This window comes from Bradyrhizobium sp. AZCC 2230, assembly GCF_036924495.1.
GTDB lineage: Bacteria > Pseudomonadota > Alphaproteobacteria > Rhizobiales > Xanthobacteraceae > Bradyrhizobium > Bradyrhizobium rifense.
The window spans coordinates 4,035,512-4,055,017 of record NZ_JAZHRS010000001.1 but is presented as its reverse complement, the minus strand read 5'-3'; the positions used below and the strand labels follow the sequence as shown (position 1 = coordinate 4,055,017).

17 protein-coding genes are annotated in these 19,506 nt (G+C 65.4%); 15 read left to right on the top strand and 2 right to left on the bottom strand.

Annotated features, from left to right (window positions below):
• Positions 1-55: 55 nt before the first annotated feature.
• Both V1280_RS19385 and V1280_RS19380 read left to right on the top strand, forming a co-directional pair.
• Positions 56-406 (top strand): YciI family protein, encoded by a 351-nt coding sequence (locus tag V1280_RS19385; protein WP_334527383.1) that lies wholly within the window; start codon positions 56-58, stop codon positions 404-406.
• Positions 403-1,638: an RNA polymerase sigma factor gene (locus V1280_RS19380; protein WP_442895142.1), complete on the top strand. Its 1,236-nt coding sequence runs from the start codon at positions 403-405 to the stop codon at positions 1,636-1,638. Before V1280_RS19385 ends, V1280_RS19380 begins: the two co-directional genes overlap by 4 nt.
• Here the strand turns inward: V1280_RS19380 and V1280_RS19375 are convergent.
• Positions 1,635-2,657 (bottom strand): D-cysteine desulfhydrase family protein, encoded by a 1,023-nt coding sequence (locus tag V1280_RS19375; protein ID WP_334527380.1) that lies wholly within the window; start codon positions 2,655-2,657, stop codon positions 1,635-1,637. The two genes, V1280_RS19380 and V1280_RS19375, sit on opposite strands and share 4 nt — an antisense overlap.
• 115 nt (positions 2,658-2,772) lie before the next feature.
• Positions 2,773-3,555 (bottom strand): N-acetylmuramoyl-L-alanine amidase, encoded by a 783-nt coding sequence (locus V1280_RS19370; RefSeq protein ID WP_334527377.1) that lies wholly within the window; start codon positions 3,553-3,555, stop codon positions 2,773-2,775.
• Positions 3,556-4,067: 512 nt separating this feature from the next.
• Here V1280_RS19370 and rsmH point away from each other — a divergent pair.
• The 13 genes from rsmH to V1280_RS19305 all read left to right on the top strand — a co-directional run bounded on the left by rsmH (position 4,068) and on the right by V1280_RS19305 (position 19,303).
• Positions 4,068-5,057: a 16S rRNA (cytosine(1402)-N(4))-methyltransferase RsmH gene (gene rsmH / locus V1280_RS19365; protein WP_334527374.1), complete on the top strand. Its 990-nt coding sequence runs from the start codon at positions 4,068-4,070 to the stop codon at positions 5,055-5,057.
• 3 nt (positions 5,058-5,060) lie between these two features.
• Complete coding sequence (gene ftsL, locus V1280_RS19360) at positions 5,061-5,453, top strand: cell division protein FtsL (RefSeq protein WP_334527371.1); 393 nt, start codon at positions 5,061-5,063, stop codon at positions 5,451-5,453.
• The gene (locus V1280_RS19355) at positions 5,450-7,192 is read left to right on the top strand and encodes a peptidoglycan D,D-transpeptidase FtsI family protein (protein WP_334527368.1); all 1,743 of its coding nucleotides are present in this window, start codon (positions 5,450-5,452) and stop codon (positions 7,190-7,192) included. Before ftsL ends, V1280_RS19355 begins: the two co-directional genes overlap by 4 nt.
• An 85-nt stretch (positions 7,193-7,277) precedes the next feature.
• Positions 7,278-8,750: a UDP-N-acetylmuramoyl-L-alanyl-D-glutamate--2,6-diaminopimelate ligase gene (locus V1280_RS19350; protein ID WP_334527365.1), complete on the top strand. Its 1,473-nt coding sequence runs from the start codon at positions 7,278-7,280 to the stop codon at positions 8,748-8,750.
• Entirely contained in the window at positions 8,747-10,126 is a 1,380-nt protein-coding gene (locus V1280_RS19345; RefSeq protein ID WP_334527362.1) for a UDP-N-acetylmuramoyl-tripeptide--D-alanyl-D-alanine ligase, read from the top strand. The genes V1280_RS19350 and V1280_RS19345 overlap by 4 nt, the downstream gene beginning before the upstream one ends.
• Before the next feature lie 163 nt (positions 10,127-10,289).
• Positions 10,290-11,393, top strand: a complete 1,104-nt coding sequence (mraY, locus tag V1280_RS19340; protein WP_334527359.1) for a phospho-N-acetylmuramoyl-pentapeptide-transferase — start codon at positions 10,290-10,292, stop codon at positions 11,391-11,393.
• Between the two features lie 4 nt (positions 11,394-11,397).
• Complete coding sequence (murD, locus tag V1280_RS19335) at positions 11,398-12,795, top strand: UDP-N-acetylmuramoyl-L-alanine--D-glutamate ligase (protein ID WP_334527356.1); 1,398 nt, start codon at positions 11,398-11,400, stop codon at positions 12,793-12,795.
• Positions 12,796-12,884: 89 nt separating this feature from the next.
• On the top strand, positions 12,885-13,196 hold the full coding sequence (locus V1280_RS19330; protein WP_334527353.1) for a hypothetical protein: 312 nt from the start codon (positions 12,885-12,887) through the stop codon (positions 13,194-13,196).
• A 101-nt stretch (positions 13,197-13,297) separates the two neighbouring features.
• Positions 13,298-14,449, top strand: a complete 1,152-nt coding sequence (gene ftsW, locus V1280_RS19325; protein ID WP_334527350.1) for a putative lipid II flippase FtsW — start codon at positions 13,298-13,300, stop codon at positions 14,447-14,449.
• A gap of 111 nt (positions 14,450-14,560) precedes the next feature.
• On the top strand, positions 14,561-15,661 hold the full coding sequence (gene murG / locus V1280_RS19320) for an undecaprenyldiphospho-muramoylpentapeptide beta-N-acetylglucosaminyltransferase (RefSeq protein WP_334527347.1): 1,101 nt from the start codon (positions 14,561-14,563) through the stop codon (positions 15,659-15,661).
• Positions 15,662-15,783: 122 nt separating this feature from the next.
• Entirely contained in the window at positions 15,784-17,187 is a 1,404-nt protein-coding gene (gene murC, locus V1280_RS19315) for a UDP-N-acetylmuramate--L-alanine ligase (RefSeq protein ID WP_334527344.1), read from the top strand.
• A gap of 186 nt (positions 17,188-17,373) precedes the next feature.
• Complete coding sequence (murB, locus tag V1280_RS19310; protein WP_334527341.1) at positions 17,374-18,294, top strand: UDP-N-acetylmuramate dehydrogenase; 921 nt, start codon at positions 17,374-17,376, stop codon at positions 18,292-18,294.
• Positions 18,295-18,316: 22 nt separating this feature from the next.
• A complete protein-coding gene (locus V1280_RS19305) occupies positions 18,317-19,303 on the top strand; it encodes a D-alanine--D-alanine ligase family protein (protein WP_334527338.1) in 987 nt (328 codons plus the stop codon).
• Positions 19,304-19,506 lie beyond the last annotated feature (203 nt).

Below are 19,506 nucleotides of genomic sequence, written 5' to 3'. Positions count from 1 at the left end.
ATGCGCCCCGTTCGACTGGATGTCGGCAATTGAGCCGAACAACAGGAGTTGAGCCATGCAATATCTGCTGCTGATCTATCGGAGCGAAGCGGAATTGAGCAAGATGACCCCCGCGGACCGTCAGGCGATGTCGGCGGACTACGGTACTTACACGCAGTCCATCGTGCAGAGCGGTCATTTCAAGGCCGGTGACGGGCTTCAGCCGAGCACCACGGCGACCACCGTGCGCGTGCGTGATGGCAAGACCCTGACGACGGACGGTCCGTTCGCGGAGACCCGCGAGCAACTCGGCGGCTATTATCTGGTCGAAGCCAAGGATCTCGACACCGCCATTGCGTTGGCTGCGCGGATTCCCGGGGCCCGCGAAGGATCGATCGAGGTCAGGCCGGTCATGATCTACAAGTGATCTCGTCCACCGACATCGACGGGATCTTCCGCGACGAGGCGGGGCGGGCGCTGGCCACCCTGATCCGCCTCGTCGGTGATTTCGATCTGGCCGAGGATGCGCTGCAGGATGCGTTCGCGGTCGCGCTTGAGCGCTGGGCGGCAGACGAGGTCCCCGACAATCCCCGCGCCTGGCTGGTCAATGTCGGCCGGAACAAGGCGATCGACCGTGTGCGTCGTCAGGCCGCCTTCCGCGGCAAGCAGCAGGCGCTCCTGCACGAGCTCGAGCTCAACTCAGACACGCCGGCCGAACCGCCGGCGATGCTCGACGACGACATGCTGCGGCTGATCTTCACCTGCTGCCACCCGGCGTTCGCGGCCGAAGTCCGGGTCGCGCTGACGCTGCGCACGGTCTGCGGCCTCTCCAGCGCGCAGGTCGCGCGTGCCTTCCTCGTTGGCGAAGACGCGATGGCGCAACGCCTCGTTCGCGCCAAGCAGAAGATCAGGCTCGCCGGCATTCCCTATGAAGTGCCCGAGCGCGATGCCTTGGCACCGCGGCTCGATGGCGTGCTCGCAGTCATCTACCTCGTCTTCACCGAAGGCTATGTCGCAACCTCGGGCGCCGACCTGATGCGGCCTGACCTTGCGGTCGAGGCAATCAGGCTCGGCCGCCTGCTCGACCGGCTGATGCCAGACCGCGCGGGGATCAAGGGACTGCTGGCGCTGATGCTGCTCCATGATTCGCGCCGCGCCGGGCGCGAAACCGCGGCCGGCGACATTGTTCTTCTGGAAGAGCAGGACCGCTCGCTCTGGGATCGCGCGCAGATCGAGGAAGGCCTGCGTCTCGTCGATGACGCGCTGCGCGTGCCGGGCCGGCCGCAGCCTTATGCGGTGCAGGCCGCGATCGCCGCGCTGCATGCCCGCGCACCGAGCTTCGAGGAGACTGACTGGCCGCAGATCGCCGGCCTGTATGAAGTGCTGTTGCGCATCAGCCCGTCTCCGGTGATCGAGCTCAATCATGCTGCCGCGGTCTCGATGGTCGACGGTCCGGCGCGCGCGCTCGATCTCGTCGATGCGATCACCGCGCGCGGCGGGCTGGACGGCTATGAGATGTTGCCGGCGGTGCGCGCCGATCTGTTGCGGCGGCTCGGCCGCAAGGACGACGCGCGTGAGGCCTATCATGTGGCAACGGAGGCGACACAGCTCGCGCCGTTGCGGCGGCTGTACGCGCGGCGGGTGCGCGAGCTTGACTAGATGCCGAGCGCGCTCTGGTAGGCGAACAGGGCCGGCGCGCCGCCCGTGTGCAGGAAGATGACATCCTCGTCGTTGCGCCAACGCCCCTGGCGGATCATCGCAATCAGACCGGCGAGCCCCTTACCCGAATAGACGGGGTCGAGCACGAGCGCTTCCGTTTGTCCTGCCAGCCGGATCGCTTCGATCGTGGCCGCGTGCGGCACCCCATAGGCCGGTCCGGCATGACCGGCGACCACTTCGACCGTGGACTCGTCGAAGCCTGCGCCGAGCAGATCCGCCGCTTGCCGTGCAAGGGCCACCACATCGGAGCGCACCCGCGCGGGCTCGGCATCGATATCGATCCCGACGATTCTTGTGCCCGGCATGGCCACGGCCGCGCCGACGACGAGACCGGCCTGCGTGCCGGCACTTCCGGTGCAATGCACGATGGCGGCCGGCTTGAAGCCCGACAGCGCCGCCTGCTGCTCGATTTCGGCAATCGTGGTGGCATAGGCGACCGCGCCCAGCGGATTCGAAACGCCGTAAGGCACGAAATACGGCTTGCGTCCCTTCGCCCGGAGATCGTCGACGAGCGTGCGGATGGCGGCATTGCGGTCGCCGGTCCAGGGCACGTCGTGCAGGTGCGCGCCGAACAGCCGATTGAGAAAGGCGTTGCCCGAAGTCTCGTATTCCGGCGTCGGCGGCGCGAGCCGGCCGTGGTAGACGGCCAGGTGACAGGCGAGCCCGAGCTTTGCAGCAACCGCCGCGACCTGCCGCTGGCTGTTCGATTGCACCACACCGCCCGAGACGATCGTGTCGGCGCCTTCTGAGACGGCATCATGCAGGACGTAGTCGAGCTTGCGCAGCTTGTTGCCGCCGAAGCCGAGCCCGGTGGCGTCGTCGCGTTTGACCCACAGCCGCGGCCCGCCGAGATGAGCCGTCAGCCGCTTCATCGGTTCGAGTGGTGTGGGAAGATCGGCGAGGCCCAGCCGCGGAAAAGCTGCGAGTCGCTCAGTCAGTGGCCTGCGATCGATCTGCATCGTATCGTTCGTCCTGCTCGCGTCCGATCGCCGGACAATAGCCCGACGTCCGCAATTGCAGTGACGATCGCGCGATCACATTCGAGCGAACAGCGGAGGATTTCTGATCGAGGCGTCACTTCGACGCGACGGCCGTCCCATCCGCCGGCAGGCTCGCGAGCAGGGCCTGCAAGGTCGACAGCGTCGAGTGATCGGCAACACCGTCCAGGCGTGCGGGGCGGAAGTGGCGCTGGAATGCCGTGATGACTTCCATCGTCGATGCGTCGTATTTGCCGGTCAGCGGCACGCCATAGCCGTAGCGCGCAAGCGCCTGCTGCAGGCTCAGCACCTCGTCGCTGATGGTGCCGAGCATCAGGCTTTCGCCGCGCACGACCGGCGCCGGCGTCACCCAGTGACCGACGCCGGAATTGGCCAGCGAATGCCAGGGAAATTTTTCGCCGGGATCCTTCTTGCGCGCGGGCGCGACGTCGGAATGACCGAGCACCCGTTGCGGCGTCACCTTGCGACGGAGCATGATGCCGCGGCACAGCGCGATCACGGCGGCGATCTGGCGCAGCGGATATTCCGGATAGCCCCAATCGTGGCCGCGATTGATGATCTCGATCCCGATCGAACAGGAATTGATGTCGTCCTCACCCGCCCAGGTGGAGACACCGGCGTGCCAGGCGCGCCGCGCTTCGGGGACGCATTGCACGATGCGGCCGTCTTCGAGCACGACATAATGAGCCGACACCTCGGTGCCCGCCGTGCACAGCCGCGCCAGCGCGCCCTCGACGTCGGGCATGCCGGTGTAGTGCAGCACGATCATGTCGGGCTGCCGACCCTTGGTGCGCTCGCCGTGATTGGGCGACGGGATGATGTCGGACACGATCGACGAATCCGGCTCGAACGTCCGCATGTTCGCCGCGGCCTTGGGAACCGGGAGAACGCGCTGACGCTTCGAATCAGTTCCAGGCGGCGTGGACGAACCGGACGACATAAACAGCTCAGGTCGGACAGGAGAGGGGGCCAAGCCCTTCTCTTTACTATTTCTTTACTGTCCGGTCCGCGCAATCGCGCGGTGCGGTTAACGGGCGCATTTTGGCGCATGTGTGTGGATGCCGCATCACCGCCAGGCCGCCTTTTCGACTTGTAACGAGCCGATCAACGCTTTCTTAACGCTAAGGGCCGTTACTGAGGGGTGAAGAGCCGACCCGCGTCCTGAGGCGGCCAGAAGCGATTTTGGCTCGAAATCCCATGGCTGCCCGACATATTCCACTGGGAACACCGGGTCTGCCGCCTGGGACGACCGGGCTCGGCGCGCGTGTTGGACTGGGGCTTTGTCGTGGAACCGCCGCGACGCGGAATTATTCGAGGCGTGATGGGCTGCTTCGCCCCCGATTTCACCTGTCTGCCTGGCGGGCGCGGCGCATGAGCTCCGCGCCGCACATTCCCGTGCTTGGCCGCGAGGCGGTCGAGCATCTCGCGCCGCGCGAGGGCGGCATCTATGTCGACGCCACCTTCGGCGCCGGCGGCTACAGCCGCGCCATCCTCGACGTGCCGGGAACCCGCCTGATCGCGATCGACCGCGACCAAACGGCGATTGCCGGCGGTTCCGAGCTGGTCGCGCGCGCCGCGGGCCGGCTGACGCTGGTCGAGGGCCGCTTCTCGAATCTTGCCGAGGTCTGCGCCGCGCAAGGCGTCGATGCGGTCGACGGCGTCGTGATGGATGTCGGGGTGTCATCGATGCAGCTCGACCAGGCCGGTCGCGGCTTCTCGTTCCGCCTCGACGGTCCGCTCGACATGCGCATGGGGCAGGCTGGGCCGACGGCCGCCGACATCGTCGCGCGCGCCTCGGAAAGTGATCTCGCCGACATCATCTATCTCTTCGGCGAGGAGCGGCATTCGCGCCGCGTTGCCCGCGCCATCGTGGCCGATCGGCAGGAGACGCCGTTCACCACCACGCGCGCGCTCGCCGATCTCGTCGGCAGGGTTGTTCGTTCAAAGCCCGGTGACATTCATCCGGCGACCCGGACGTTCCAGGCCCTGCGCATCTTCGTCAACGAAGAGCTCGAGGAGCTTCAGACCGCGTTGGCTGCGGCCGAGCGCGTGCTCAAGCCCGGCGGCCGTCTGGTGGTGGTCTCGTTCCATTCGCTGGAAGACCGCATCGTCAAGAATTTCCTCGCCTCACGGTCGAAGACCGGCGGCGGCTCGCGGCATCTGCCGGAACTGGCGCAAGGTGCGCCGAGCTTCCAGCTTTTGACGCGACGACCCGTGATCGCCGGCGAGGCGGAGGTTGCGCATAATCCGCGCGCCCGTTCCGCAAAGCTTCGCGCCGCCGAGCGCACCGCGGCGCCGGCGCATGACGATGCCGAGCCATCGTCCTGGCCAAGACTCTCCGACGTGATGAGGGGAGGCTAGCGCATGCGCTTCATCCACCTTCTCGTCATCGGCGCGCTGATCTTCGCAGCTGCCTATGTCTACCGGATCAAGATGGATTCCACCGCGCGCACCGAGAAGGTGCTGCGGCTGCATGCGGAGATCCGCGAGCAGCGCGATGCGATCGCGCAGCTGCGCTCCGAATGGGCCAAGCTCGATGCGCCCTTGCGGCTGCAGGGCCTGTCCGAGCGGCATCTGCCGCTCAAGCCCGTCAACGGCACGCAATATGATTCACTGAAGAACCTGCCGGACCGTCCACCGCGGATGTTCCGGCCGGGCGAGCCCGATCCGATCGGAGCCATGCTCAACACCATCGAAGCCGCGAGCGATCCGGATAGCGTGACAGGCTCCGTGCCTCAGCCCGAGGACAAGCAATGAGCGCTGCGACTCCGGCCAAACCAGTTGAGCCTTGGCGGCAGCGTCTGATCCGCAGCCTGCTCTACGGGCGCAATGTCGATCGTGCCGCGAAGGCGCGCGCGCGCGTCGGCCTCGCAATGCTCGCTTTCGCCTCGGTCTACGCCCTGATCGGCGGCCGGCTCGTGATGTTCGCGGTCGGCGCCGACGCTCACAGCGCGCGTCGTGCTGCCTCGCAGGAGGTGGTCGCGACCGCGCGGCCCGACATCGTCGACCGTAACGGCGCGATCCTGGCAACCGACGTCAAGGCGGCAAGCCTGTTCGGCGAGCCGCGCCGCATCATCGACAAGGACGAGGCGATCGAGCTTCTGACCGCGACCGTGCCGGATCTCGACGAGGTCGAGGTGCGCGAGCGGCTGTCGTCGCGAAAAGGCTTCGTTTGGCTGAAGCGCGAGATCACGTCGAAGCAGCAGCAGGACATCCACAAGCTCGGCATTCCCGGCATCGGCTTCCTGCGCGAGAACAAGCGCGTCTACCCGACCGGCAATGAGGTCGCCCACCTCATCGGTCTGGTCAACATCGACAACCAGGGCATCGCCGGCATGGAGAAGTGGCTCGACAATCAAGGGCTCGCCGATCTGCACCGCGCGGGCTTTGCCACCGACCGCCTGCAAAAGCCGATCGAGCTGTCCGTCGATTTGCGCGTCGAGCACGCGCTGCGCGACGAGCTTTCGAAGGCCAAGGAAAAATTCCATGCCAAGGCGGCGTCCGGCATCATATCCAACGTCAAGACCGGCGAGATCGTGGCAATGGTCTCGCTGCCGGACTTCGATCCTAACAATCCGAAGGAAGCGCACGATCCCGATCGCATCAATCGCCTGACCACCGGCGTCTACGAAATGGGATCGACGTTCAAGGCGTTCACGCTGGCGATGGCGCTCGATTCCGGCAAAATCAACCTGAACTCGTCGTGGGATGCACGCGGGAACCTGCACTATGGCAAGTTCACCATCCATGACAGCCACTCGCTCGGGCGTTTCATCAACACCAAGGAGGTGTTCACCTATTCGTCCAATATCGGCGCCGCGCGGATCGCACTCAACCAGGGTGTCGAGGCGCACAAGGCGTTCCTGGCCAAGATGGGACAATTGACGCGGCTGCGCACTGAGTTGCCGGAGAGCGCGGCGCCGCTGGTGCCGCGCCGCTGGGGTGAGCTGAACACGGTCACCATCGCGTTCGGTCAGGGCCTGTCGGTCGCGCCGCTCCAGGCGGTGATGGGCATCAACGCCCTGATGAACGGCGGCTATTTGATTCCGCCGACATTCATGAAACGCAGCGAAGACGAAGCGCGGGCGATGGCCAAGCGCGTGATCAAGCAGGAGACCAGCGACAAGATGCGGTATCTGATGCGGCTCAATGCCGAAATCGGTACTGCCAAGTCCGCCGACGTGAAGGGCTACTATGTCGGCGGCAAGACCGGCACGTCCGAGAAGGTCATCAACGGCCGCTATGCCAAGAAGCGGGTGCTCAACTCCTTCACCGCGATCATGCCGTCCGACGATCCAAAGTATCAGATTCTCGTGATGCTGGACGAGCCGCAGCCGCTGAAGGAGACCTACGGCTTCATCACGTCCGGCTTTAATGCCGTGCCGACCGGCGGCAAGGTGATTGAGCGGATCGCGCCGCTGCTCGGCATCGAGCCCCGCTACGACCTGCCGCCTGCGGACCGCCTTATTCTTGCAGCATCCAGGACAACCCAGTAATCAATCGGGGGGGGCCCATCGCCGGTGCTGATTCGGCTTTTCCTGACGATTCGGCTTTCCGGCGCGGCATGTCGACTGGAAGACCATGAAGCTGCGTGAACTCTTGGGTCAGGATGTCCTGGGCAACGATGCCGCGATCGAGCCCGCTGTCGCGGCGCTCGATGTGAGCGGCGTTGCGCTCGACAGCCGCGCGGTCAAGCCCGGCGATCTCTTCTTCGCGCTCGCGGGGAGCAAGACCGACGGCGTGCGCTTCATCGATGCTGCCATTGCGGCGGGCGCAGTGGCCGTGGTCGGCGATCATGCGCCTGATGGCTGCAAGGTGCCGTTCATCGCTGTCGCCAATCCGCGCCGCGCGCTCGCACTGGCTGCGGCGGGATTCTTCCCGGCCCAGCCTGCGACGATTGCGGCAGTAACCGGAACCAGCGGCAAGACCTCGGTTGCCGCGTTCACGCGCCAGATCTGGGAGCGGCTGGGGCATGCCTCGGCCAGCATCGGTACCATCGGCCTCGTCTCGCCGAAACGCACTGTCTACGGTTCGCTGACGACGCCGGATCCGATCGCACTGCACCGGCAGCTCGATGAGATCGCGCGCGAGGGTGTGACGCATCTCGCCTTCGAAGCGTCGTCGCACGGCCTCGATCAATATCGCGTCGACGGCGTGCGCGTCTCCGCCGGAGGCTTCACCAATCTCTCGCGCGACCACATGGATTATCACCCCTCAGTCGCGCATTACCTCGCGGCAAAACTCAGGCTGTTTCGCGAGCTCGTGCCGCCCGGCGGCGCCGCAGTGATCTCCGCCGATCATGATTGCTCGGCGGAAGCGATCGACGCCGCGACGACGCGCGGTCTGCGCGTGATGGCGGTCGGCCGTCACGGCGACGGGGCAGGCGAGGGCATTCGTCTCGCCGATGTCGAGGTCGAGGGCTTCTCGCAAAAGCTTGCACTTGAACATCGCGGCAAGATTTATGTGGTCCGGCTGCCGCTGGCCGGCGAATTCCAGATCGAGAATGCGCTGGTCTCGGCCGGCCTTGCCATCGGCACCGGCAGCGATGCGGCCAATGTGTTCGCGAGCCTCGAACATCTCGAAGGCGCCAAGGGCCGGCTCGAGCGCGTCGGCGAATGCAACGGCGCGCCGATCTTCGTCGACTATGCGCACAAGCCCGATGCGCTGGCGAAAGCGTTGCAGGCGCTGCGTCCTTACGCCAAACGAAGACTGATCGTCGTGTTCGGCGCCGGCGGCGATCGCGACGCCGGCAAGCGTCCGATCATGGGCGAGATCGCGGCTGAAAACGCCGATCGCGTCATCATTACCGACGACAATCCGCGCAGCGAGAAGCCGGAAGCCATTCGTGCTGCGATCCTCGCGACTGCCAAGGGCGCGCGCGAAATCGGCGATCGCGCGGCCGCGATCCGCGCTGCGATCGAGGAGCTGGAAGATGGCGATGCGCTGCTCGTCGCCGGCAAGGGCCATGAGACCGGGCAGATCGTCGGAGGCGAGGTCCTGCCGTTCAGTGATCACGAGGCGGTCGCCGCCGCATTAGCATCGAGGGTCGCATGAGCGCGCCACTATGGACGGTTGCCGAGGTGGCGCGTGCGCTTGGCGCGACAGGATCTTTTCCGAACACGCCCATCGACTTCGTCACCCAGGACAGCCGCCTGGTGAAGCCCGGCAGTCTCTTTGTCGCGCTGAGCGGCACGCCGAGCGGCGGCTTCATCTCGGCCTTCGCCAGCGCGCGCGACGGCTGGGAGTTCGCGGACAAGGCGGAGGCCTCAGGCGCGGTCGCGATGATCGTGCCGCATGAGATCGCGGGCGTTGGCATTCCGCAGATCGTCGTCAAGGACACGCTGATCGACGGCCTCTGGGGCCTCGCCCGCGCCGCACGGGCGCGTTTCAACGGGCCGGTGATCGGGCTGACCGGCAGTGCCGGCAAGACCAGCACCAAGGAATTCATTGCGGCCTATCCCAATGCCTATGCGAGCCCGTCGAGCTTCAACAATTTCTGGGGCGTGCCGCTGACGCTGTGCAACGCCCGGCCCGATGCCAGCCTCTGGGTCGTCGAGATGGGCATGAATCAGACCGGCGAGATCGCGCGGCTCAGTGAATTGACGCGGCCGACCGTCGCGCTCGTCGTCAACGTCCAGCCGGTGCATCTGGAAAAGCTCGGCTCGCTCGACGCCATCCGCCACGAGAAGGTGTCGATCGCGCTCGGCCTGCCGCAAGACGGCGTGCTGGTGCTGCCGGCCGGGCTCAAGGCATCCGAATGGAAGGGCAAGGTGGTGCGCTTCGGCGAGAAGGCCGGGGTGCACGAGGTGACGCACGCCCCGCATGGCGATAGCTGGCAGGTCGTGGCCGCGATCGGCAAGAAGGAGATCGCCTTCAGCCTGACGCCCGGCGCACCGCACCGCGTGCAGAATGCGCTCGCCGCGCTCGCCTCGGTTCACGCCGCGCATCTCGATGTCGCGACGCTCGCGATCAAGCTCGACCGCGTCGGCATCATGACCGGCCGCGGCGTCGAGCAGGCGGTCGGCGGCGTCACCGTGATCGACGACAGTTTTAACGGCAATCCCGCGAGCGTCGCTGCTGCGCTGCAAAGCCTGCAGGCGCGCAACATGACGGGTGGCCGCCGCATTGCGGTGCTCGGCGACATGCTGGAACTGGGCGACGACGCACCAAGCTACCACACCGCGCTGACCACGCATCTCGACGGCATCGACGGCATCTATTGCGTCGGGCCGCTGATGCGGCATCTCTATGACGCGCTTCCCGCCGGCAAAGGGCTCGGCTGGCACGACGATCCCGCCACGCTGAAGCCGGGCGAGGTCGCGGGCCTGCTGAAGGCAGGCGATGTCGTGGTTGTCAAGGGCAGCAAGAAGATGTTCTGGGTCAACAAGTTTGTGCCGGGCCTAGTGGCCGCCTTGCAGGCAAAGGCGTAAACTGCTTGGAAGGCGCTGTTCCCGAATCCCACTCTTTGCGGCGCGCCGCCGTCCGGTTTCTTTGAGGTCGCCCGACCCCATGATGAAGACCAGCGAATGCGCGTGACACATGTTGAGGCCAAAGGCGAAGGCCGCGTGCGAAAGGCGCCATAGGACCGACTGAATGTTTTACTGGCTGATCGAGCTTTCCAATACATTTCCGGGCTTCGGTGCAGTGCGCACCGTTCTGAACGTCTTCCGCTACATCACCTTCCGCACCGGCGGCGCCGTCGTCACCGGCGCGCTGTTCGTGTTCCTGTTCGGACCATGGATCATCGACCATTTGCGCATCCGCCAGGGCAAGGGCCAGCCGATCCGCACTGACGGTCCGCAATCGCATCTGGCCAAGAAGGGCACGCCCACCATGGGCGGGCTGATGATCCTGTCCGGCCTCACGGTCGGGACGGTGCTGTGGGCCAACCCGCTCAATCCCTATGTCTGGATCGTGCTGGCGGTGACGCTCGGCTTCGGCTTCGTCGGCTTCTATGACGACTACCTCAAGGTGACCAAGCAGACCACGAGCGGATTCGGCGGCAAGCTGCGCCTGCTGATCGAGGCGATCATCGCGCTGGTCGCCTGCTATGCGCTGGTGCGGTTGAACCGCGATCCTGCGTCGACCGCGCTGACGATACCTTTCCTGAAGGACACCGTGCTGCATTTCGGCTGGTTTTTCGTCGTGTTCGGAGCCTTTGTCATCGTCGGTGCAGGCAATGCGGTGAACCTCACCGACGGTCTCGACGGCCTCGCCATCGTGCCCGTGATGATCGCGACCGCGAGCTTTGCGATGATCGCCTATCTCGCCGGCAACGCGGTGTTCGCCGACTACCTCCAGATCAAATATGTCGCCGGCACCGGCGAGCTTGCGGTGCTCTGCGGCGCGCTCTTGGGCGCCGGCCTCGGCTTCCTCTGGTTCAACGCGCCGCCGGCCTCGATCTTCATGGGCGACACCGGCTCGCTTGCGCTGGGCGGCATGCTGGGTTCGATCGCGGTCGCGGTGAAGCACGAGATCGTGCTCGCGGTGATCGGCGGCCTGTTCGTGCTGGAGGCGGTCTCCGTCATCGTGCAGGTGGTGTCGTTCAAGCTCACGGGCAAGCGCATCTTCCGGATGGCGCCCATCCACCACCATTTCGAGCAGCTCGGCTGGACCGAGCCGCAGATCGTGATCCGCTTCTGGATCATCTCGGTGATGCTGGCGCTTGCCGGCCTCTCCACGCTGAAGCTGCGCTGACACGATGATCCCGGTTACATCCTTCGCCGGCAAGACGGTCGCGGTGTTCGGCCTCGGTGGCTCGGGGCTCGCCTCCTGCCATGCGCTGAAGGCCGGCGGTGCCGAGGTGATCGCCGCCGACGACAATGCCGAGAACGTCGCCAAGGCCGCGCAGGCCGGCTTCGTCACCGCGGATTTGCGCAACGTTTCCTGGGGCAATTTCGCAGCGCTCGTGCTCGCGCCCGGCGTGCCGCTGACCCACCCGGTGCCGCACTGGAGCGTGCTGAAAGCGCGCGAGGCCGGTGTCGAGGTGATCGGCGACATCGAGCTGTTCTGCCGTGAGCGCCGACGGCACGCACCGAACGCGCCGTTCATTGCGATCACCGGCACCAACGGCAAATCGACCACGACGGCTTTGATCGCGCATCTCACGAAGGTTGCGGGCTACGACACCCAGATGGGCGGCAATATCGGCACCGCGATCCTGTCGCTGGAGCCGCCGGGCACGGGCCGCGTCCATGTCATCGAGATGTCGTCCTACCAGATCGACCTCACGCCCTCGCTCGATCCCTCCGTCGGTATTCTGCTCAATGTCAGCGAGGATCACATCGATCGTCACGGCACCATCGAACATTACGCTGCGGTGAAGGAGCGCCTGGTTGCATGCGTGCAGGCAGGCGGCACCTCGATCGTCGGCGTCGACGACGGCTATTGCCGCGACATCGCCGATCGGCTCGACCGCGCCGGCAAGAACGTGGTGCGCATCTCCGTCAGGAATCCGCTGGCGAGCGGCATTCACGTCGAGCATGGCACCATCGTGCGCACCTCGGGCGGCGCCCGCAGCGAAATCGCAAAACTCGGCGGCATCGGTTCGCTGCGTGGCCTGCACAACGCGCAGAACGCGGCCTGCGCCGCCGCTGCCGCGCTTGCGATGGGCATCAGCCTGGACGTGCTGCAGAACGGCCTGCGCAGCTTTCCGGGCCTTGCGCATCGCATGGAGCAGGTCGGCCGCCGCGGCAACGTGCTGTTCGTCAACGATTCCAAGGGCACCAACGCCGACGCCACGGCGCATGCGCTGTCATCTTTTGCCGACATCTTCTGGATCGCAGGCGGCAAGCCGAAGGCGGGCGGCATCACCAGCTTGACCTCCTTCTTCCCGCGCATCCGCAAGGCCTATCTGATCGGCGAAGCCGCACAGGAATTTTCCGGCACGCTCGGCACGGTCGCGCACGAGATCAGCCAGACGCTCGACGTTGCCGTCGAGCACGCCGCGCGCGATGCGGAAGCGTCGGGCCTTACCGACGCGGTCGTTCTGCTCTCGCCGGCCTGCGCCTCCTTCGACCAGTACCGCAACTTCGAAATTCGCGGCACAAAGTTCCGCGAGCTGGTGCAGGCGCTACCGGGTGTGAAACCGGTGGTGTGAGGATGTCGCGGCGACGCTGGATCGGAATTGTCGTCGCCGCTCTTGCTGTCCCGGTCGGTTTCCTCTGTGTTGTCCTCATTGACAACGTCATGAGCGGGTTCGGCGCATGCCACGTCGTTCGCCAGCGGGCGTTTGCCTCCCCAAGCGGCAGTCAGTTGGTTGTCGTGGTCTGGAAGACGTGCGGGGCGACAGTGCCCGACAGCACGCAAGCCAGCATCGTGGCGCGCGGTCGGACGTTCTCACCCGAGAGCACGCCGACCTTCGTCAGCGTGCGCGGGCATCTTGATGTTGTCGTTGCCTGGAACAGCGAGCGGGCAGTCAGGATCGGCTTCATTCCCGAGGCAGCGCAGATCGACAAGCGCGATCAGCGCGCGGGGGATGTCGCGATCAATTACGAATAGGGCCGCCGGTGGATCTATCGCCAAAGATATCGATTTCCTTAACCCTGCGGTAACCAACCTCGGCGACCAATGGACCGACCTCTGTCCGAAAGCGGCCGCCCATGCTCTCCCGTGAAGATCGCACCCCCTTTACCGAGTGGTGGTGGACCGTCGACAAGCCGCTGCTCGGCGCGATCCTGGTGCTGATGCTGACCGGCGTCATCCTGTCGCTGGCGGCGAGCCCGCCGGTCGCGACTCGCATCGGGCTCGATCCCTTCCACTTCTTCAGCCGCCACGTGATGTTCCTGGCGCCGTCCTTCATGGTGCTGGTCGGCGTCTCCTTCCTGTCGCCGCGCTCGATCCGGCGAAGTGCGCTGATCATCTTCACGATCAGCATCATCCTGATCGTGGTGACGCTCGCCATCGGCCCCGAGGTCAAGGGCTCGCGGCGCTGGATCACGCTGCTCGGCGTCAACATCCAGGCCTCCGAAATCGCAAAGCCGTCGTTCGTCGTCATCGCGGCCTGGCTGTTCGCGGAATCGACCAAGCGGCCGGAGATGCCCGCGACCTCGATGGCGCTGGTGCTGCTGATGATGCTGGTCTCGCTACTGGTGATGGAGCCCGACTTCGGCCAGACCATGCTGATCCTGATGGTGTGGGGCTCGCTGTTCTTCATCGCGGGCATGCGCATGATCTGGGTGTTCGGCCTCGCCGGTATTGGCGCGGCCGGCCTGTTCAGCGCTTATCTTTTCGTTCCCCACGTTGCCGGACGCATCAAGCGCTTCATGAACCCGGCCTCCGGCGACACTTTTCAGGTCGATACCGCGATGGAGGCCTTCTACAACGGTGGCTGGTTTGGCCTCGGACCGGGCGAGGGCATCGCAAAACGCAGCCTGCCGGACAGCCACACCGACTTCGTGTTCGCGGTTGCCGCCGAGGAGTTCGGCATCATCCTGTGCCTGGCGATGCTGACGCTGTTCGCCTTCGTCGTCATTCGTACGCTGTCGCGCGCCTATGCCAACGAAGACATGTTCTCGCGCTTTGCGGCTTCGGGTCTTGCGATCCTGTTCGGTGTGCAGGCCGCGATCAACATGTCGGTCAACCTCCAGCTCATCCCCGCCAAGGGCATGACGCTGCCGTTCATCTCCTATGGCGGCTCCTCGATCGTGTCGCTCTCCTATGGCGTCGGCATGATGCTGGCGCTGACGCGGCTGCGCCCGCGTACCGAGGTGGAGTCGATCGGTCGCGCCGAGGCGATGCGGAGTTACGCTTAGTTTTTCGTCATTGCGAGCGCAGCGAAGCAATCCAGAATCCCTCCGCGGGGGCGGTCTGGATTGCTTCGCTTCGCTCGCAATGACGAGAAAGACCTTGTAAAAAGCCTCTCCATGGACACTTCCCCCTTGATTCTTCTCGCCGCAGGCGGCACTGGCGGCCATCTGTTTCCGGCCGAGGCGCTCGGCGTCGAGTTGATCCGGCGCGGCTTTCGCGTGCGCCTCGTCACCGATGAGCGCGCACTGCGCTACAGCGGGCTGTTCACCAAGGACATGATCGACGTTGTCGCGAGCGAGACCGCTCGCGGCCGCAATCCGATCCAGCTCGCTTATGCCGGCCTCACGCTCGCGACCGGCACGCTCTCTGCGTACCGCCTGATCAAGCGATTGAAGCCCGCTGCCGTCATCGGCTTCGGTGGCTATCCGACATTGCCGCCGCTGGTCGCGGCCAAATTCGCCGGCGTGCCCGGCATCATCCACGACGCCAACGCGGTGCTCGGCCGCGCCAACCGGTTTCTGTCGAGCCGTGTCCGCGCCATCGCGACGTCGTTGCCGGGCGTGCTCGACCGCGATCCGGCGCTGGCAGCCAAGACCACGACGGTCGGCACGCCGATGCGACCGGCGGTCCTCGCCGCTGCCGCCGTGCCATACGTCGCACCGGAGGTGAACGGCCCGCTGCGCCTGCTCGTCGTCGGCGGCAGCCAGGGTGCCCGCATCATGGCCGACATCGTGCCTGGCGCGATCGAGCGGCTCGAGCCCGCGCTGTGGGGCCGGCTCATCCTCACCCAGCAGGTCCGCGACGAGGACATGACCCGCGTGCGTGCGGTCTACGACAAGCTCAAGATCAAGGCCGAGCTCGCGCCGTTCTTCACGGATTTGCCGGCGCGGCTCGCCTCCAACCATCTGGTGGTGTCGCGCTCCGGCGCCGGCACGGTCGCCGAACTCGCCGCGATCGGCCGGCCCTCGATCCTGGTGCCGCTGCCGGGCGCGATCGATCAGGACCAGTTCGCCAATGCCGGCGTGCTGGCCAAGGTCGACGGCGCCATCCGCATCCCGCAGACCGAGTTCACGTCTGACCGCCTTGCTGCCGAGATCTCCGGTTTCGCGGCCGAGCCCGCGCGCCTCGGCGCCATGGCGGCGGCGGCGAAAGGGGCAGGCCGGCTCGATGCCGCCGAGCGGCTGGCCGATCTGGTGGTCAAAGTCGCGGGAATCTGACGCGAAAAAGCCCTTGTCTTCGTCTTCCAAAGCGGGGCATCCAGTAAGAACGGCGCGGCTGATTTGGCCGTGATCTTCGCCAGACGCCGCCTGCGCAAGGCGGCGAGGTCAGGGAACAGAGCATGAGACTGCCGCGCGAGATCGGACCCATCCACTTCGTCGGGATCGGCGGGATCGGCATGAGCGGTATCGCCGAGGTGCTGGTCAATCTCGGCTATGCCGTGCAGGGCTCGGATGCCTCCGACAATTACAATCTCGACCGTCTGCGCAAGAAGGGCGCAAAAGTCTCGGTCGGCCACAAGGCCGAGAATGTCGACGGGGCCGAGGTCGTCGTCGTGTCCACCGCGATCAAGCGCGACAATCCGGAATTGGTGGCGGCGCGCGAGCGGCGCATTCCGGTGGTGCGCCGCGCCGAGATGCTGGCCGAATTGATGCGGCTGAAGAGCTGCGTCGCGATCGCAGGCACGCATGGCAAGACCACCACGACCACGATGGTCGCAACCCTGCTCGACGCCGGCGGGCTCGATCCGACCGTGATCAACGGCGGCATCATCAACGCCTATGGCTCCAACGCGCGTCTCGGCGCAGGCGACTGGATGGTGGTGGAGGCGGACGAGAGCGACGGCACGTTCCTGAAGCTGCCGACCGATGTCGCGATCGTCACCAATGTCGATCCCGAGCATCTCGATCACTTCAAGACTTTTGACGCCGTGCAGGACGCGTTCCGGCATTTCGTCGAGAACCTGCCGTTCTACGGCTTTGCCGTGATGTGCACCGATCACCCGGTCGTGCAAAGCCTCGTCGGCGAGATCGAGGACCGCCGCATCATCACCTACGGCGAAAATCCGCAGGCCGACGCGCGATTGCTCGACCTCACGCCGATGGGCGGCGGCTCGAAATTCAAGGTCGCGTTCCGCGATCGCAAGACGGGCGTCGTGCACGAGATCGCCGATCTCATGCTGCCCATGCCGGGGCGCCACAACGCCTCCAACGCGACGGCTGCGATCGCGGTCGCGCGCGAGCTTGGCGTTTCAGATGACGCGATCCGCAAGGCGATCGCCGGCTTCGGCGGCGTCAAGCGCCGCTTCACCAAGACCGGAGAATGGAACGGCGTCACCGTGATCGACGATTACGGCCATCACCCCGTCGAGATCGCAGCGGTGCTGAAAGCGGCGCGGGAATCCAGCAACGGCAAGATCATCGCCGTGGTGCAGCCGCATCGCTACACCCGTCTGCAATCGCTGTTCGAGGAATTTTGTACCTGCTTCAATGACGCCGATGCGGTGGTCGTCGCCGACGTCTATGCCGCGGGCGAGACGCCGATCGACGGCATCGACCGCGATCATTTCGTCACGGGCCTGCGCGCGCACGGCCATCGCGAGGTGGTTCCGCTGCCGGCGGCGTCTGAGCTCGCCGGCATTGTGAAGGGAGTTGCCAAGTCAGGCGATCTCGTCGTGTGCCTCGGTGCCGGCAACATCACGCAATGGGCGTATGCGCTGCCCGGCGAATTGAAAGCGCTGGGGTAGGGCGGTGATTTTGATCTCGCTATTTGCCCCAAAGCACACTGCGCTCCCTCCCCCCTTGTGGGGGAGGGTGGGGGAGAGGGGTAGCCACACACTCCGATCTTGCTTGGGGCTACCCCCCTCCCTGACCCTCCCCCACAAGGGGGGAGGGAACGGAGAGATTGTGCGTCCCTCAGGCGGGCCGATGGCATGAGCTTTCCCAACATCACACCCGCTCTCAAAGCCGCGATGCCGGATCTTCGCGGGCGGTTGCTTGCCAACCAGTCGCTGGCCGAACTGACCTGGTTTCGCGTCGGCGGGCCGGCGCAGGTGCTGTTCACGCCGGCGGACGAGGATGATCTCGCTTATTTCCTCGCGCATCTCGCCAGCGACATCCCGGTCTATGTCGTCGGTGTCGGCTCCAACCTGATCGTGCGCGATGGTGGCATTGCCGGTGTGGTGATCCGGCTGGCGCCGCGCGCTTTTGGTGAGGCCACTGCGAACGGTGACGTCGTGACCGCGGGTGCGGCCGCTCTGGACAAGCGCGTCGCGGAGGTCGCGGCCTCTGCCAATATCGGCGGGCTCGAATTCTACTTCGGCATTCCCGGCACGATCGGTGGTGCGCTGCGCATGAATGCCGGCGCCAATGGCGGCGAAACCAAGGATTTGCTGATCGAGGCGACCGGCATCGGCCGCGACGGCGCGAAGCACGTCTTCTCCAATGCCGACATGAAATTCGTCTATCGCAACAGCGGCGTCGATCCCTCCATCATCTTCACGTCCGCACGCTTTCGCGGCGAGATCAGGGACACTGATGCGATCCGCGCGCGAATGGCCGACGTGCAGAGCCATCGCGAGACCGCGCAGCCGATCCGCGAAAAGACCGGCGGATCGACCTTCAAGAATCCGCCCGGCCATTCGGCCTGGAAGCTGGTTGACGCCGCAGGTTGCCGTGGCTTGCGCGTCGGCGGCGCGCAGGTCTCCGAGATGCACTGCAACTTCCTGATCAACACGGGCGATGCCACCGCGCACGACATCGAGACGCTGGGCGAGACGGTGCGCGAACGCGTGAAGGCGAATTCCGGAATTGAGCTGCACTGGGAAATCAAGCGGATTGGAATTCCCGGCTAATTTGGACAGGCGACGAGAGAACATGCGCACCACGATCCTCTTTGGCGGCTCCAATCGCGAGCGTCTGGTTTCTGTCGCGTCAGCCCAGGCGCTGCATCAGGCGCTGCCCGAGGCCGATCTCTGGTGGTGGGACGTCGAGGACAAGGTGCACGTCGTGCAGTCCAGGCAGCTGCTCGAACATTCGCGGCCCTTCGAGGACGAGTTCAAGCCTGGCACGCGTGGCATTCCGCTGGCGCAGGCGCTCGACAAAGCCAAGACTGAAGATCGCGTCCTCGTGCTCAGCCTGCATGGCGGCAGTGCCGAGAATGGCGAATTGCAGGTGATGTGTGAAGTGCGCGGCGTGCCATTCACCGGCTCCGGCTCGGCCTCCTCACATCTCGCCTTCGACAAGATCGCGGCCAAGCGCTTTGCCGCGCTCGGCGGCGTGACGCCGCCCGAGGGCATCGCGATCGAGAACATCGATGATGCCTTCGCTGAGTATGGAAGGCTGATCGCAAAGCCGGCGCGTGATGGATCGAGCTATGGCCTGATCTTCGTCAACGCCAGGCAGGATCTCGTCGCCGTCCGCAATGCCGCCAGGCACGAAGAGTATGTGATCGAGCCCTACATCGCCGGCGTCGAGGCGACCTGCGGCGTGCTGGAGCGCACCGATGGCTCGATCATCTCGCTGCCGCCGATCGAGATCATTCCGGGTGAGGGCAATTTCGACTACGCCGCAAAATATCTTTTGAAGTCGACCCAGGAGATCTGCCCCGGCCGCTTCACGCCCGAGATCACCGCCGCGCTCAAGACGCAGGCCATGGCGGCGCATCGCGCGATGTCCTGCAGCGGCTATTCCCGCTCCGACTTCATCGTCTCGGAGAAGGGGCTGGTCTACCTCGAAACCAACACGCTGCCCGGGCTGACCAAGTCCTCGCTCTACCCCAAGGCGCTGAAAGCCGAGGGCATCGCATTCCCCGACTTCCTCCGCGACCTGATCGAGCTGGCGGTGCGGCAGGTGCGGAAATAGTTAGGATTGGTTAACGGCTGCGAGGCCGAAAACGGCCGGTTTGGTGCCCAAAACCGGTAAAATGCCGGACATCGTGGCATAACTGCCTCACAGAGCTGGGCAAAACGCATTCTTCGTTAACGAACTTTACCTTTTGTTTACCAGGAAGTCCGAAGGTTAACGCTGGCGGCGCATATGGCGTTTTGGCTGCCGGCGCGTGAGCC